The sequence below is a fragment of the Sphingomonas palmae genome (assembly GCF_900109565.1).
Lineage (GTDB): Bacteria > Pseudomonadota > Alphaproteobacteria > Sphingomonadales > Sphingomonadaceae > Sphingomonas > Sphingomonas palmae.
In genome coordinates this window covers 32,347-46,956 of the sequence record NZ_FNZZ01000007.1, presented here as the reverse complement: position 1 = coordinate 46,956, position 14,610 = coordinate 32,347, and the positions used below count along the sequence as shown (strand labels likewise).

General features: G+C 68.8%; 15 protein-coding genes. 7 read left to right on the top strand and 8 right to left on the bottom strand.

The features are described from left to right. Positions 1–110 precede the first annotated feature (110 nt). Positions 111–848 carry a Crp/Fnr family transcriptional regulator gene (locus BMW51_RS14675; protein ID WP_093007787.1) on the top strand — a complete coding sequence of 246 codons (738 nt, stop codon included), beginning with the start codon at positions 111–113 and terminating at the stop codon, positions 846–848. A gap of 6 nt (positions 849–854) precedes the next feature. On the opposite strand, the gene pgmG is transcribed toward BMW51_RS14675, so the two are convergent. The 3 genes from pgmG to BMW51_RS14660 form a co-directional block, all read right to left on the bottom strand. Next, positions 855–2,225 carry a phosphoglucomutase/phosphomannomutase PgmG gene (gene pgmG, locus BMW51_RS14670; protein ID WP_093007785.1) on the bottom strand — a complete coding sequence of 457 codons (1,371 nt, stop codon included), beginning with the start codon at positions 2,223–2,225 and terminating at the stop codon, positions 855–857. Between the two features lie 91 nt (positions 2,226–2,316). Then, the gene (locus tag BMW51_RS14665) at positions 2,317–2,577 is read right to left on the bottom strand and encodes a J domain-containing protein (RefSeq protein WP_093007783.1); all 261 of its coding nucleotides are present in this window, start codon (positions 2,575–2,577) and stop codon (positions 2,317–2,319) included. Beyond that, complete coding sequence (locus BMW51_RS14660; RefSeq protein WP_093007883.1) at positions 2,574–3,353, bottom strand: division plane positioning ATPase MipZ; 780 nt, start codon at positions 3,351–3,353, stop codon at positions 2,574–2,576. Before BMW51_RS14660 ends, BMW51_RS14665 begins: the two co-directional genes overlap by 4 nt. 188 nt (positions 3,354–3,541) lie before the next feature. Between BMW51_RS14660 and panC the strand changes: the two genes are divergently transcribed. Together panC and BMW51_RS14650 are read left to right on the top strand one after the other, a co-directional pair. After that, the gene (gene panC, locus BMW51_RS14655) at positions 3,542–4,387 is read left to right on the top strand and encodes a pantoate--beta-alanine ligase (protein ID WP_093007781.1); all 846 of its coding nucleotides are present in this window, start codon (positions 3,542–3,544) and stop codon (positions 4,385–4,387) included. An 88-nt stretch (positions 4,388–4,475) separates the two neighbouring features. After that, on the top strand, positions 4,476–4,769 hold the full coding sequence (locus BMW51_RS14650; RefSeq protein WP_093007779.1) for a hypothetical protein: 294 nt from the start codon (positions 4,476–4,478) through the stop codon (positions 4,767–4,769). A gap of 74 nt (positions 4,770–4,843) precedes the next feature. Here the strand turns inward: BMW51_RS14650 and topA are convergent, their stop codons facing one another. Continuing rightward, positions 4,844–7,438 carry a type I DNA topoisomerase gene (gene topA, locus BMW51_RS14645; protein ID WP_093007777.1) on the bottom strand — a complete coding sequence of 865 codons (2,595 nt, stop codon included), beginning with the start codon at positions 7,436–7,438 and terminating at the stop codon, positions 4,844–4,846. A 118-nt stretch (positions 7,439–7,556) separates the two neighbouring features. On the opposite strand from topA, the gene BMW51_RS14640 reads away from it, so the two are divergent. Further along, positions 7,557–8,153, top strand: a complete 597-nt coding sequence (locus BMW51_RS14640; RefSeq protein WP_143051882.1) for a hypothetical protein — start codon at positions 7,557–7,559, stop codon at positions 8,151–8,153. On the opposite strand, the gene BMW51_RS14635 is transcribed toward BMW51_RS14640, so the two are convergent. From BMW51_RS14635 to plsY, 3 genes are read right to left on the bottom strand one after another with little or no spacing between them, the layout of a single operon-like run. Next, on the bottom strand, positions 8,150–8,500 hold the full coding sequence (locus BMW51_RS14635; RefSeq protein WP_093007773.1) for a hypothetical protein: 351 nt from the start codon (positions 8,498–8,500) through the stop codon (positions 8,150–8,152). The genes BMW51_RS14640 and BMW51_RS14635 overlap by 4 nt on opposite strands. Further along, positions 8,494–9,615, bottom strand: a complete 1,122-nt coding sequence (gene dprA, locus BMW51_RS14630) for a DNA-processing protein DprA (RefSeq protein WP_177171698.1) — start codon at positions 9,613–9,615, stop codon at positions 8,494–8,496. Before dprA ends, BMW51_RS14635 begins: the two co-directional genes overlap by 7 nt. A 2-nt stretch (positions 9,616–9,617) precedes the next feature. Continuing rightward, positions 9,618–10,190 carry a glycerol-3-phosphate 1-O-acyltransferase PlsY gene (gene plsY / locus BMW51_RS14625; RefSeq protein ID WP_245708567.1) on the bottom strand — a complete coding sequence of 191 codons (573 nt, stop codon included), beginning with the start codon at positions 10,188–10,190 and terminating at the stop codon, positions 9,618–9,620. A 130-nt stretch (positions 10,191–10,320) separates the two neighbouring features. On the opposite strand from plsY, the gene murI reads away from it, so the two are divergent. Both murI and hemA read left to right on the top strand, forming a co-directional pair. Then, positions 10,321–11,121 carry a glutamate racemase gene (murI, locus tag BMW51_RS14620; protein WP_093007879.1) on the top strand — a complete coding sequence of 267 codons (801 nt, stop codon included), beginning with the start codon at positions 10,321–10,323 and terminating at the stop codon, positions 11,119–11,121. Positions 11,122–11,239: 118 nt separating this feature from the next. Further along, the gene (hemA, locus tag BMW51_RS14615) at positions 11,240–12,454 is read left to right on the top strand and encodes a 5-aminolevulinate synthase (protein ID WP_093007877.1); all 1,215 of its coding nucleotides are present in this window, start codon (positions 11,240–11,242) and stop codon (positions 12,452–12,454) included. 21 nt (positions 12,455–12,475) lie between these two features. On the opposite strand, the gene BMW51_RS14610 is transcribed toward hemA, so the two are convergent. After that, on the bottom strand, positions 12,476–13,450 hold the full coding sequence (locus BMW51_RS14610; protein ID WP_093007769.1) for a M48 family metallopeptidase: 975 nt from the start codon (positions 13,448–13,450) through the stop codon (positions 12,476–12,478). Between the two features lie 102 nt (positions 13,451–13,552). On the opposite strand from BMW51_RS14610, the gene hppD reads away from it, so the two are divergent. After that, entirely contained in the window at positions 13,553–14,605 is a 1,053-nt protein-coding gene (gene hppD, locus BMW51_RS14605) for a 4-hydroxyphenylpyruvate dioxygenase (RefSeq protein WP_093007767.1), read from the top strand. Positions 14,606–14,610: the final 5 nt, after the last annotated feature.

Sequence of the window (14,610 nt, the reverse complement as noted above, 5' to 3'; positions counted from 1 at the left end):
CATGCGTTTCGCTTGAAAATCGGACAGGATTGCTCCCGCTTGATCGACTTTAATGCGGGAGCGCGCGCGTCGCCCATAAGCGGAAGGAATAACAAGGGGTTCAACACTGCGTGCGGGTACGTTCCTTCGCCGATCGGATCGGCGAGTTTCTTCCGTTGTCCGCTTCCGAGCGAGAGGCTGTGGAGCAGGTGCAGGGGCGCTCGCGCTCGCTCAGGCGCGGCGCCGTGCTGGTGCGCGAGAACGATCGCACTAGCGATCTGTACGTGGTCTCCAGCGGGATGATGATGAGCTACGTGCTGCTCGACGACGGCAGCCGGCAAATCCTGCGGTTCCTGTTTCCGGGTGACCTGACCGGTGCGTCGGCGCTCGCCTACGCGCACTCGCCCGAGTGCGTCGCCGCCTTGTGCGAGAGCGTGGTGTGCCTGTTCGACCGCGCGCAGGTGGCCGAGGTGCTGGCGCGCCACCCACGCCTCGCGCTCGCGCTGACCGCAATCGACCAGGCCGAGCGCGCGGCGATGACCGACCGGCTCGCGGGGCTGGGGCGAACCTCGGCGCAGGCGCGGATCGCGGCGGTGCTGCTCGATATCCGCGACCGGTTGCGGCGCGGCGGCGAGGATGTCGAGCGCGGCTTTACGCTGCCGCTGACGCAGGAGGAGATCGGGGACGCGAGCGGGCTGACTGCGGTGCACGTCAATCGCATGCTGCGCCAGCTGGAGGAGATGGGGTTGATCGCCAGGCATGGTACGCGCGTGATCCTGGCGGACGAGGCGCGGTTGAAGCGCGCGGCGAAATACGTCGACCGGCTGTCGCGGGTCGACCTGTCGTGGATGGTACCGGCGGGCGCGTGAGCGCGCTCAGGCGGCGCGCGACACGCCGCTGAGCGCCAGCTGGCGATCGATCGTGTCGAGCAATCGCTGGAGCCCGGTCTCGTCCGTCGCCTCCGCACGCAGCGTGATCGCCGCCTGCGTGTTCGACGCGCGCAGCAGCCACCAGCCATCCGGGGTCGAGACGCGCAGACCATCGGTCTCGTCGACCCGCGCCCCGGAAGCGACGATACGCGCGCGGACCTCCTCGACGATGGCGAGGCGTCGGTCCTCTGGCACCGCGATGCGCAACTCGGGCGAGGCGTGCGTGGCGGGCAGGCGATCGATCAGTTCGGCGAGCGACATGCCCGACTGATGTATCGCGCCGATCAACCGGACCGCGGCGTAGAGCGCGTCGTCGAACCCGTAATAACCATGCGCGAAGAAGATGTGCCCCGACAGTTCGGCCCCGATTGCGGCGCCCTCGGCCTTCATTCGCGCCTTGATCTGGCTGTGGCCCGATTTCGCCATCACCGCGCGCCCGCCGAGCGCGCGGACGCGGTCGAACAGCGCGTCGCTCGACTTCACGTCGGCCACGATCGCCGCGCCGGGTAGCTCAAGCAGCAGCGGTTCGGCGAGGAGCGCGAGGATCTGGTCGCCCCAGACGATTCGGCCGCGCGAGTCGACCGCGCCGATGCGGTCGCCGTCACCGTCGAAGGCGAAGCCGATGTCGAGCCGCTCGCGGCGGACCAGCGCGATCAGATCGGCGAGATTGGCGGGGATCGTCGGGTCGGGATGATGGTGGGGAAACGCGCCGTCGACCTCGGTGTAGAGCAGGTGGTGCTCGCCGGGCAGCGCCTTCGTCAGCCGCTTGATCGCTGGACCGGCGGCGCCGTTGCCGGCGTCCCAGCCGATGCGGAACGTACCGCCCGTGTGTCCGGCGAGCAGGCGCGCGACGTAATCCTCCATCACGGCGGCGTCGGTGACCGTGCCTGCGCCCTCCTCCCAGTCACCGCTCTCCGCCAGCCTCGCGAGGTCACGCACGTCGTCGCCGAAGAAGCTGTCGTGCGCGAGGACGAGCTTGAACCCGTTGTCGCCCCCGGGATTGTGACTGCCGGTTACCTGTACGCCGGCGTCGACCGCCAGCGTAGCCTCGGCGAAATAGAGCATCGGGGAGGGGCCGAGGCCGACCCGCACCACGTCGACGCCGCTGTCGGTCAGGCCCGCGACCAGCGCGGCCTTGAGCATCGGCGACGACACGCGCCCGTCGCGCCCGACCGCGACGCGGCGACCACCGGAACGGCGCACGCGCGTCGCGAAGCTGCGGCCGAATGCATAAGCGTCGCGCTCGAACAGCGTCTCGCCGACTGTGCCGCGTATGTCATAGTCGCGCAGGATCGAGGGGTGGAACCGATGCGTCATCAGGGGCCGCGCATAAGATGACGTTCACCAGACGCCAACGCCGCTCTGCCGACTTGGAAGAAATTCGCGCTACCCGACGTGGATCGATCGATCAGTTGGGCGTGGTCACCCGCGCGAGCAACAGGTCGCGTGCGGCGTTGACGCGGCGCGCCTCCTCCGCGGAGCCGCCGCGATCGGGGTGCAGTTCCGCAATCAGCCGGCGATGCGCGGTGCGGATCGCCTCCGCATCGGCGTCCGAGGACACACCCAGCGTTCGGCGCGCGTTCGCGACCGCACCGGGCCGGCGCTGCGGCGGCTTTTTCAGGAACCACCACACCAGCCAGATCGCCAGCGCGGCGACGATCAGCTTCATGCAGCCGCGCTCGACGCGGGCGTGCCTTGGGCCACGTCGGGCAGTGCGAAGCCCGCCATCATCTCGCGCAGTTCCTGCCGCGCGGCGACATGGCTCAACCCCATGCCGCCGAACGACTTGTTGTCGAGTAGCGTCAGCCCGGCGGGGAACAGTTCGCGGTAGATCACGCGCTCGCCCAAACCCGGAATGATGCGGAAGCCGACGCGGCGCGAAAGCTGGTCGAGCGCCTCCGACACGCGGCGCATGTTGCGCGCGTCGACGTAGGCGAGACGGTTGCGCAGCACGACCCAGTCGATCGTTGTCCCGTCCGCCTTCGCACGCGCCTTGCGTACGTCCCAGATCAGCTCGGAGTAGAAGCTGGGGCGCTTCACCTTGAACGTCTCGGCATCGACCTGCCCGATCAGGTCGAAGTCGACGAAACTGTCGTTCATCGGCGTGACCAGCGTGTTGGCGAGCGCCGCGGCGGTGCGCGCGCATGGATCGTCGCGGCCGGGCGTGTCGATCACGAGGAAGTCGTAGCCGTCGCTGAAGCGCGCGAACAAATCCTCGAAATTTCCGTCGGCCTGCCCGTCGCCGGTCGCGTGATCGGGGATCGGCAGCGGCTGTCCGGTGCGCTCCACCGTCGCGGCGCGGTTATCGAGGTAGCGCCCGAGCGTGCGCTGGCGGTGGTCGAGGTCGATGCACGCGACGCGCGCGCCGCGTGTGGCGAGCGCGACCGCGGTGTGGACGGCGGTGGTCGACTTGCCCGTGCCGCCCTTTTCGTTGGCGTAGACGATGACGTGCGGGCCGGCGTGCGGCTGGCTCGCGAGTTTCGCGCCGGCGGCGGAGGGCGCCTCCGCGGCGGGCTCCGTTGCCGGAGCGGTGATGTGCGTCTCGGTCTGGTCAGACAACGCGCGACTTCCCTGATTGATTGCTGTTTGACGCCATCATAGAAGCCGCGGCGCAGGGATACGAGGGGTAAGACGTGGAAGTGTTTCGGGAACTCGCGGGATTGCGCGAACAGGTCGCGGCTGCGCGCGCGGCCGGACGCGAGATCGCGCTGGTGCCGACGATGGGGGCGCTCCACGCCGGGCATATCGCGCTGGTCGAGGCGGCGCGGCGGCCGGGGACGTGCGTGGTCGCGTCGATCTTCGTCAATCCGAAGCAGTTCGGCGCCAACGAGGACCTGTCGCGCTATCCGCGCAAGGAAACCGGCGACATCGCAATGCTGACCGAGGCGGGCTGCGACCTGCTGTGGCTACCCCCGGTAGAGGTCATGTACCCAGAAGGGTTTTCGACCAACATCTCGGTCGCCGGGGTGAGCGAGGGGCTCGACGGTGCGGCGCGCCCGGGTCACTTCGACGGGGTTGCAACCGTCGTCGCCAAGCTGTTCAACCAGGTGCAGCCGACCCGTGCCTATTTCGGTGAGAAGGACTTCCAGCAGCTCGCGGTCATCCGCCGCATGGTCGCCGACTTGGATTTCGACATCGAGGTGACGGGCGTGCCGACGCAGCGCGAGGACGACGGGCTCGCGCTGTCGAGCCGCAACGTCTATCTCGACGACGAGGAGCGCGCGAAGGCGGTGGCGCTCCCGCGCGCGCTGGGGATCGCGGCGCGCGCGATCGCGGCCGGTACGCCGGTCGAGAAGGCGCTGGCGGATGCGACCACATACCTGGCGAATGCCGGGTTCGAGGTCGATTACGTCTCGCTGGTGGACGCGGAGACGCTCCAGCCGCAGGCGGACGCGACGCGGCGGCGGCAGCTGCTGGCGGCGGCACGGCTGGGCGCGACGCGGTTGATCGACAATCTGGCGGTCGATCCGGCGGGGTGAAGAAGGTCGCCGCGGCGTTAACCATTTGGTGAGCCGAATCGGGTCATAGCCTGCGGTCAGCATTCACGCTGTAATCGGGGGCAAACCGATGACCGTAGTTTCCAGTACGCCGTTACTGCTCGACCGCCGGATCGCCAAGGCACGTGCCGGCGATGCGAGCGCTGCCTATGACCTGGGTATCGCCTACTCGACCGGCACGTCGGGCGCAGGCCTCGACCTGATCGAGGCGCACAAGTGGCTCAACCTCGCCGCCGCCTGGGGGCATGACGCCGCCCCTGCGGCACGTGCCGAAGTATCCGAGGACATGACCGCGCGCGAGATCGCGACCGCTCAGCGCGCCGCACGCGACGTGATCGGTCTGCTAAACCGCCGCGCGGCGTAAACGCCGGTCACCGGGCGGCACGCTGAGCGTGCGCGTACGGGGCAGGTGTCGGGTAGGACCCGACACCCGTTCGATCAGGCGGTCGCTTTCTTCGCCGCGGGCTTCTTTGCAGGCGCCTTCTTCGCGGCTGGTTTCTTCGCGGCTGTCTTTGCCGCGGGCTTGTCGCCGTCGGCCTTCGCCGCCGTCTTCTTCTTCGCCGGCGCCTTCTTCTTGCCCGCCGGCGCCATCGCGGCGCGTGCGTCGATCAGTTGTGCGGCCTCCTCGAGCGTCAGCTGCTCGGGCGTGATCGTCTTCGGCAGTGTCGCGTTGGTGGTGCCGTCGGTGACGTAGGGGCCGTAGCGGCCTTCCATCAGCTTCAGCTCCGCTTCGGTGCGCGGGTGCGCGCCCAGTACCTTCAATGGCTCGCGCGCCGCCCCGCGCTGCGGCCGCCCGCCGCCCGCTGCCGCCTCGGCGAGCTTCACCACCGCCGCGTTCATCCCCGTTTCGAACACGTCGGCAGTCGAGGTGAGTCGCGCATATTTGCCGGCGTGCGCCAGATATGGCCCGTAGCGGCCGATCGCGGCGGTGATGTCCTGACCCGTCTCCGGGTGCTGGCCGATTGTGCGCGGCAGGCTAAGCAGTTTGAGCGCCATCTCCAGATCGAGTTCGCCGATGTCCTTCGGGATCGAGGCGCGTTTCGCGTCCTTGCCTTCGCCGAGCTGGATGTACGGGCCAAAGCGACCCGACTTGCGCTCGACCTCCAGCCCCGTCTCGGGATCCTTGCCGAGCATTTCGGGTCCGGTCGACTCCGCCGCATCCCCCCCTTGCGCGAAGCGGCGGGTGTATTTGCATTCGGGATAGTTCGAGCAGGCGATGAAGGCGCCGAAGCGCCCGCCGCGCAGCGCGAGGCTGCCCGCCTGGCACGCCGGGCAGGCGCGGGGGTCGCTGCCGTCGGCCTTGTCGGGGAAGAGATAGGGCGCGAGGAAGGTGTCGAGCGCGGCGGTCACCTCCGACGGTTTTTGCTCCATCACCTCCGCAGTGCGCGGCTTGAAATCGCGCCAGAAGCTTTCGAGCACCGCCTGCCACTGCGCGCGACCCCCCGACACGTCGTCGAGCTCCTCCTCGAGTTCGGCGGTGTAGTCATAGCCGACGTAGCGCGGGAAGAAGCGTTCGAGGAACGCGGTCACCAGCCGGCCGCTCTCCTCGGCGAAGAAGCGGTTCTTCTCGACCCGGACATAGGCGCGGTCCTTCAGCGTCTTGATGATCGACGCGTAGGTGGAGGGTCGGCCGATGCCGAGCTCCTCCATCCGCTTGACGAGACTCGCCTCCGAGTAGCGCGGCAGCGGCTGGGTGAAATGCTGCTCGGCCTCGACGCCCTTCTTCGCGGGCGCGTCGCCCTCGCGCATCCGCGGCAGGCGACGCGCATCCTCGTCCTGGCTGTCGTCCTGACCCTCTTCGTAGAGCGCGAGATAGCCGGGGAAGAGCACGACCTGGCCGGTGGCGCGCAGCACATGGCGCCCGGTGCCGTCGGCGAACTCGATCGTGGTGCGCTCCATCCGCGCCGAGGCCATCTGGCTGGCGAGCGCGCGCTTCCACACCAGGTCGTACAGGCGCGCGTGGTCGCCCGAGCCGACGCGGTCCTTGCCGAAATCGGTCGGGCGGATCGCCTCGTGCGCTTCCTGCGCGTTCTTGGCCTTGGCCTGATACTGCCGCGGCTTGTCGGGGACGTAGCTGCCGTCGTAGCGGTTGGCGATCGCGCCGCGCGCGGCCGAGATCGCGCTGCCGTCCATCTGCACGCCGTCGGTACGCATGTAGGTGATCGCGCCGTCCTCGTAGAGCTGCTGCGCGATCCGCATCGTGTGATCGGCGGAGAAACCGAGCTTGCGCGCCGCCTCCTGCTGCAGCGTCGAGGTGGTGAAGGGCGGCGGCGGGTTGCGTGTCGCCGGGCGCGTCTCAACCGACTGCACGGTGAAGCGGCCCGCCTCGACATCGGCCTTGGCGCGCATGGCGTCGCTCTCGTTACCGATCGACAGGCGGTCGAGCTTCTTCCCTTCCCACTGCGACAGCCGCGCGGTGAAGGGCGTGCCGTCATGCTCCAGCGCGGCGGTAACCGACCAGTACTCCTGCGCGACGAAGGTCTCGATCTCGCGCTCGCGCTCGACGATCAGCCGCAGCGCGACCGACTGGACGCGGCCCGCGGACTTCGCACCCGGCAGCTTGCGCCACAGGACGGGGGAGAGCGTGAAGCCGACGAGATAATCGAGCGCGCGGCGCGCGCGATAGGCGTCGATCAGGTCGGTATCGAGCGCGCGCGGCGCCTTCATCGCGTCGGTCACCGCCTGTTTGGTGATGGCGTTGAAGGTAACGCGCTCGACCGCCTTGGGCAAAGCGCGGCGCTTGGCGAGCACTTCCTGCACGTGCCAGCTGATCGCCTCGCCCTCGCGGTCGGGGTCGGTCGCTAGGATCAGCCGGTCGGCGCCCTTCGCCAGATCGGCGATTGCTTTGAGCTGCTTGGCCTTGTCGGCGTAGTTTTCCCACTCCATCGCGAAACCGTCGTCGGGGTTCACCGACCCGTCCTTGGGCGGCAGGTCGCGGACGTGGCCGTAGCTCGCGAGGACGCGATAATCGGAGCCGAGGTACTTTTCGATGGTCTTCGCCTTGGCAGGCGATTCGACGATGACGAGTTGCATTGGGGCCTAACTAGGGAGCTTCACACGTATGCGCGAGGGTGGAGAGGTGAAGGCGGCGGCGTCAAGCGGGATTGCGGGGCGTGAAGGTTGCGCGCATGGCCGCGGCATGGCGGCAGGGATGTGGATCGCGGCGGCAGCGGCGTTGATGGGGGCAGCGCCGGCGGTGCCGACCGTTGCGGCGGGTGAGATCGTGCTGCCGCGGGCGGATGCGAGGTTCGTTCTTCATGAAACAACAGCTCGTCCGGGGGGCCAGCTATCCGAATACCGCCGGAGTGATGAGCCGGCCGAGAAATGGACGCGCGCGGTCGCGCTCACGCGTCAGCTCTTCTACCCGGGCACCAGCGAGAAGATACGCGCTGACGCACCCGCTCTGGCCAGCTTGGTGGCAGCCATCAGCGGAAGCGCGATACAATCGTCGTGTTCCGGCGCCACCGTAAAGGTGACGCGTGCCGATCCGAGCGATCAGTTTGCCGCCGCGACGCTAAGGGTGCGTTGTCCGCGGGAGGCGATCACGCACGATCCGATGCTCACCTACGTACGGGTGATCGTTGCGCAGGAGGCCATTCACTCGGTCACGGCGATGGTCCGCGGCGAGGCAACCCGCGCCGACGTGGAATGGGCCGACCGCGTCATCTCCGACCTAACGCTCTGCAACGCTGGCGATGTCGCGGGACGCTGTGCTGCCCGCTCGCGCGTGATCGGCGCCCCCCTCTAGCCGCGCTTGATCGCGAACCACGCTAGCAGGAAGCCCGCGCCGAGGATCAGGTCGACTACGCCGAACATGGCAGTGGTCGATCCGGGGGCGAGGACGAGCGCGGGGACGCCGAAGGCAAGCTTCTCTGCGACGCCCGCGAGCATCATCGGCCGATAGCGCACGGGATCGCCGCCGATCAGCCAGAAGACGAGCTGGAACGCGAGCGCGGTCAGCGTGAAGGCGAGCCCGGTCAGCGTCGCCGCGCCCGGTGCGGCGAGGCTGGCGACCAGCGCCGCTGTGCCGTAGATCGCCGCTGCCCGGAACCACCAGCGCACCCAGCGCCGCGAGGGTGCACGTGCGCTCAGCACAGGCTCACCCGCCCGGCGGCATGACGCTCCAGCCGGCCGCCGAGTTCGAGTTCGAGCAGCACCATCTGCACCACCGCGGGCGCGAGCGCGGACTGGCGGACGAGTTCGTCGACGCCGACCGGCACCGGGCCGAGCAGGTCGGTGACGCGATGGCGATCGGCGTCGCTCGCGTCCTCGGGCGGCGGCGCGCCCCAGCCGGTGAGCGGTGACCTGACTCGTGCGCGCAGGTCGATCGGGCGGATCTGTTCGATGATGTCGGCGGCGGTCTGAATCAGCACCGCGCCGTCGCGGATCAGGCCGTTGCAGCCTTGCGCGCGCGGGTCGCTCGGATGGCCAGGCACCGCCATCACCTCGCGCCCGGCCTCGCCCGCGAGCCTGGCGGTGATGAGCGAGCCCGAGCGCGGCGCGGCTTCGATCACGACCGTACCGAGCGACAGCGCGGCGATGATGCGGTTGCGGTGCGGGAAATGGCGCGCGCGCGGCTCGGTACCCGGCGGCATTTCTGCGACCAGCAGCGCTTCATCGGCGATCCGCGCCTGCAGCCGCGCATTTTCGGGCGGGTAGGCGACGTCGATCCCGCCGGCGATGACGCCGATCGTGGCTGCGCCCGCTCCCTCGTGCGCGGCGGTGTCGATCCCGCGTGCGAGGCCGGAGACGACCACCGCACCCTCGTCCGTGATCTCCTGCGCCAGGCCACGCGCGAAGCGGCACGACGCGGCCGAGGCGTTGCGAGCGCCGACCATTGCGACCGTGTCGCGCGTAGCGAGCGACAGATCGCCGCGGATCGTCAGCACCGGGGGCGCGTCGGACAGCTCGGCGAGCAGCGGCGGGTAATCGGGCGTGCCGAGAAACAGGTAGCGCGCGCCGGCCCGCGTCACCGCCGCCATCTCGCGCTCGGCCGCCTGTTTGTCGGTGACCGCGGGAACGCGCCCGCCGCCGCGACGCACCAGGCTGGGCAGCGCCTCGATCGCCGCCGCCGCGGTGCCGAAGCGCGCGAGCAGCTGGCGGAACGATACCGGCCCGATCGACGGCGTACGGATCAGCCGCAATCGCGCGAGCGCGTCATCCTCAGCGATCGCGGCCGGAGCGTTGTGCAGCGCCGCGACCTCGGCCATGCTCAGCCGGCGTTCTTCGCGCGACCGACGCGCGGTTCGGTGCCGTCGAGCAGCCGCGAGATGTTGGCGCGGTGTTTCCAGATCACGAGGAGCGCGAGTGCGAGCAGCAGCGGCACGATGTCGAACGGGCCGAGGATCGCGGCCGCGACCGGTGCGCTGACCGCCGCCGCCATGCCCGCGACCGAGGAGATGCGCAGTCCTGCGAGCAGCCCGAGCCATACGACCGCGTAAACAAGCCCGAGCGGCCAGGCGAGCGCGACGACGATCCCCATCAGCGTCGCGACGCCCTTGCCGCCCTTGAACCCGAGCCAGATGGGATAGCAGTGGCCGACGAACGCACCCGCAGCGGCGAGCGTTGCCTGACCGGGAAACAACGCGGCGACGATTCCGACCGCGGCAACGCCCTTCAGCATGTCGAGGAGCAGCGTCGCGGCGGCGAGCCCCTTGCGCCCGGTGCGCAGCACATTGGTCGCGCCGATGTTGCCCGAGCCGACCTGGCGCAGGTCGCCCGCGCCGCCCAGACGCGTCAGGATGACGCCGAACGGAATCGAGCCGAGCAGATAGCCGATCAGCAACGCCGCCGCGGGCGGTATCCAGATGATCTGCGTGGCCAGTTCTGTTCCCCTTCTGCCCCTGTTTTAGCGCGGGCGAAATCAGGTGTCACTCACCTGTATCTACTAGGCGGCGAAGGCTATGTGTGCGGCCATGAGCGACGATGCACGGCCGATCCTGTTCTTCGATTCAGGCGTGGGTGGCCTCTCCGTTGTCGCGCCGACGCGCGCGATGCTGCCCGAGGCGAGCATCGTCTACGCCGCCGATTCGGCCGGTTTCCCGTACGGGACGAAGAGCGAGGCGGAGATTGCGGCGCGCGTACCCGCGCTGCTCGGGCGGCTGGCGGAGCGGTATCGCCCGCGGTTGATCGTGATCGCGTGCAACACTGCGTCCACGATCGCGCTACCCGCGGTGCGTGCCGCGCTCGACGTGGCCGTGGTTGGCACGGTGCCCGCGATCAAGCCCGCGGCGGAAGCGTCGCGCACGCGCGTGATCGGCGTGCTGGGCACCGAGGCGACGGTGCGGCAACCCTATGTCGACGATCTCGCCGCGCGCTTCGCGGGCGATTGCACCGTGCTGCGCTACGGCTCCGCCGCGCTGGTCGAACTAGCGGAAGCGAAACTGGCGGGTGAGGCGGTCGACCCAGGCGCAGTCACGCGCGAACTCGCCGGATTGTTCGACCAGCCGGGTGGCGAGCGGATCGACGTGATCGTCAACGCGTGCACGCACTTTCCGTTGCTGGCGGACGAGATGCGTGCGGCGGCGCTCGCGGGTGTATCCTTCGTCGATGGCGGGCCGGGGATCGCTCGGCGTGTGGCGTATCTGACGCAGGGGCAAGGCTGGTCGCACGACTCGCGCGCGCATCAGCTGGTGTTCACGCGGCTGGGCGAGCGAGAAGAGCGCGTCGGCAACCACCTGCGTGTACAGGGCTTTGCCGATCCTGAGGCACTGTGATCGACCAAATGCGCTGGAAAAACGTGGGTTAGCAGGCTAAGTCGCCCGCATGATCAGCGAGAGCAGCGAAGCGCGCCGGGCCACACAGGTCGACGCACGCCCAGTTGACGCACGGGCGGTGGATTATTCGCGCGTGTTCACCCAGGCGATCGACCGCCTGCACGCCGAAGGTCGCTACCGCGTCTTCATCGACATCCTGCGCAACAAGGGCATGTTCCCCAACGCACGCTGCTTCGCGGGACACAATGGCCCGAAGCCGATCACGGTGTGGTGCTCCAACGACTATCTCGCGATGGGGCAGCACCCCAAGGTGATCGCGGCGATGGAGGAAGCGCTGCACGACGTCGGCGCCGGGAGCGGCGGCACGCGCAACATCGGCGGCAATACGCACTACCACGTCGATCTGGAGGCCGAGCTCGCCGACCTGCACGGCAAGGAAGCGGCGCTGCTGTTCACCAGCGGCTATGTCTCGAATGAGGCGACGCTGGCGACGCTGGCCAAGGTGCTGCCCGGATGCATCATCTATTCGGACGAGCTGAACCACGCGTCGATGATTGCTGGCATCCGCAATGCGGGCTGCGAGAAGCGCGTGTTCCGCCACAACGATCTCGCGCATCTGGAAGAACTGCTCGCCGCCGATGACGCGGGCGCGCCGAAGCTGATCGCGTTCGAGAGCGTGTACTCGATGGAGGGCGACGTCGCGCCCGTCGCGGCGATCTGCGACCTGGCCGACAAGTACAACGCGCTGACCTATTTGGACGAGGTCCACGCGGTGGGCATGTACGGCGCGCGCGGCGGCGGCATCTCCGAGCGGGACGAGGTCGCCGACCGACTGACGATCATCGAGGGGACGCTGGGCAAGGCGTTCGGCGTCATGGGCGGCTACATCGCGGCCGACCGCACGATCGTCGACGTGATCCGCAGCTACGCCCCTGGGTTCATCTTTACCACCAGCCTGTCGCCGGTGCTGGTCGCGGGCGTGCTTGCCTCGGTCAGGCACCTGAAATCGTCGAGCGTCGAGCGCGACGGGCAGCAGGCGGCTGCGGCGACGCTGAAGGCGATGCTCTCCGACGCCGGCTTGCCGGTGATGACGGGCGAGACGCACATCGTGCCGGTGATGGTCGGCGATCCGGTCAAGGCCAAGAAGATCAGCGACATCCTGCTGGCCGAATACGGCGTCTACGTGCAGCCGATCAATTACCCGACCGTGCCGCGCGGGACCGAGCGGCTGCGCTTCACGCCTGGCCCGGCGCACAGCGAGGCGATGATGCGCGAACTGACCGACGCCTTGGTCGAGATCTGGGGTCGGCTGGATTTGCGTCAGGCGGCGTAAGCGTTTGGGCGGGGCGGCGGCTCAGTCGAGCGCCGCGTCGCGCTGCGCTAGGATCGGCGGCAGGTAAGGCACCGGCGCACTCGCCGGCATCGCCGCCAGCGCTTCCGCGATGATGCGCGCGCGCTCCTTGGGCGAGGGATGCGTGCGGCTGCGGAACATACCGGGGTCGACTTTCTTGCCCGGCCCCTGCCAGAAACGCACCGCATTCTGCGGGTCCCAGCCGGCGTTGCGGAGCAGGAATGCGCCGAGCACATCGGCCTCCGTCTCGGTATCGCGGAACAGCCGCGCGTTACGGCCGAACTCACCGAAAAGCCCCCATTTGACGCCCGCCGCCTCCAGCCGGGCGCGGTGGCGCAGGATGGTGTGCGCGAGTTCGTGCGCGACGACGACCGCGACATCGTCGTCGCCGTAGGTTTCCATCAACCGCGCGCCGACCTGCACGACGTGGCCGTCGGACGAGGCGCCGAGCTTGGGTCCGGCGACGACCTCGAACTCGCTGCGGCACGCCGGCACGGGCGCGATCGACACGCGGCGGGTGCGGCCCTGATCGGCGAGCGTCAGCGGCACGGGCGCGCGTACCGGCAGCGCGGCCAAGCGGGTGAGCGCAGCGTCGCGCGTCGCGCTGGTGTCGCGTGCCTCGGTCGGCGCGGCGAGCGGGGTGCCGGCGATCGCGACGACGCCTTCGTTCTGCATCACGCCGGCGCGCGCGGCGGGCGAGCCGCGCACGACCCACTCGACTGCTACGGCTGAGGGAAAGCCGAACACGTCGCGCGCTGCATCGGCGTCGCGCGCGGCATATTGGTCGATCGCGTGGAGCACGACGCCGGTGCCCGGCTGCTGGTCACGGCACAAAGCGGCGTTGGCGGTGGAGAGGCGGAACGCAACGTTCGCGAGCCGCGCGTCCTCGCTGCGCAACGCTTCGAAGGTGGCGCGGCTATCAGGCGCGGCCGCAGCGAGGAGGGCGAGCGGGAGGAGAAGGCGGAGCAGACGCGACATGACGCTCTTCTACCAAGCCGTCCGGGTCCGGTCATCAGCCCGCATTGACTCACGGCGCCGCAAGCACCAGAATAGTTTCACTTGATACCAGTGGAGCGCGCAATGGACCATATCGACGTCAATCCGATGGGGCTCGACGGTTTCGCCTTCTGCGAATTCACTTCGCCCGAGCCTGACACGCTGGCGAAGCAGTTCGAGGCGCTCGGCTTCGTGCCCGCCGCGACGCACCCGACCAAGCAGGTGACGCTCTATCGCCAAGGCCGCATCAACCTGCTGATCAACCGTGAGGAAGAGGGCCAAGCGGCGGAGTTCCGCAAGGATCACGGCCCGTCGGCGAACGCGATGGCGTTCCGCGTGTCGAACGCGAGCGAGGCGCTCGACGCAGCGGTGGAGCGCGGCGCGAAGGCGCTGGACGCGAGCGGCAGCGCGCTGCCGGACGCGCAGGTGCTCGAGGGAATCGGCGGTTCGCTGCTGTACCTGGTCGACAATGATCCGTTCGCCGATTGGAACGAGGTCGCGGGCTGGCGCGAGGCGGCCGCGGAGAACAACGTCGGGCTCGACGTGCTCGACCACCTGACGCACAACGTGCGGCGCGGCCAGATGCGGACGTGGTCGGCGTTCTACGGCCAGATCTTCGGCTTCGAGGAGCAGAAGTATTTCGACATCAAGGGCAAAGCGACAGGCCTGTTCAGCCAGGCGATGATCGCGCCCGACAAGGCGATCCGCATCCCGCTGAACGAGAGCCAGGACGACCACAGCCAGATCGAGGAGTTCATCCGCGATTACAACGGCGAAGGCATCCAGCATCTCGCGCTCACCACCGACGACATCTACGGAACAGTCGAGAAGCTGCGTGCGCGCGGCGTCAAGTTGCAGGACACGATCGAGACCTATTACGAGCTGGTCGACAAGCGCGTGCCCAACCACGGCGAGGATTTGGAGCGGCTGCGCAAGAATCGTATCCTGATCGACGGCAACGTCGGCGAGGAAGGCCTGCTGCTGCAGATCTTCACCGAAAACATGGTCGGCCCGATCTTCTTCGAGATCATCCAGCGCAAGGGCAACGAGGGGTTCGGCAACGGCAACTTCCAGGCGCTGTATGAAAGCATTGAGCTGGATCAGATCAGGCGTGGCGTCATAACGGTGGACGCGTAAGCATC

Bases quoted from the DNA above. Each gene is read 5' to 3' on its own strand.
- pgmG (WP_093007785.1), bottom strand. From the start codon at position 2,225: ATGACGCATCGGTTCCACCCCTCGATCCTGCGCGACTATGACATACGC.
- BMW51_RS14665 (WP_093007783.1), bottom strand. From the start codon at position 2,577: ATGAAGCTGATCGTCGCCGCGCTGGCGATCTGGCTGGTGTGGTGGTTC.
- BMW51_RS14650 (WP_093007779.1), top strand. From the start codon at position 4,476: ATGACCGTAGTTTCCAGTACGCCGTTACTGCTCGACCGCCGGATCGCC.
- topA (WP_093007777.1), bottom strand. From the start codon at position 7,438: ATGCAACTCGTCATCGTCGAATCGCCTGCCAAGGCGAAGACCATCGAA.
- BMW51_RS14640 (WP_143051882.1), top strand. From the start codon at position 7,557: ATGTGGATCGCGGCGGCAGCGGCGTTGATGGGGGCAGCGCCGGCGGTG.
- dprA (WP_177171698.1), bottom strand. From the start codon at position 9,615: ATGGCCGAGGTCGCGGCGCTGCACAACGCTCCGGCCGCGATCGCTGAG.
- murI (WP_093007879.1), top strand. From the start codon at position 10,321: ATGAGCGACGATGCACGGCCGATCCTGTTCTTCGATTCAGGCGTGGGT.
- BMW51_RS14610 (WP_093007769.1), bottom strand. From the start codon at position 13,450: ATGTCGCGTCTGCTCCGCCTTCTCCTCCCGCTCGCCCTCCTCGCTGCG.
- hppD (WP_093007767.1), top strand. From the start codon at position 13,553: ATGGACCATATCGACGTCAATCCGATGGGGCTCGACGGTTTCGCCTTC.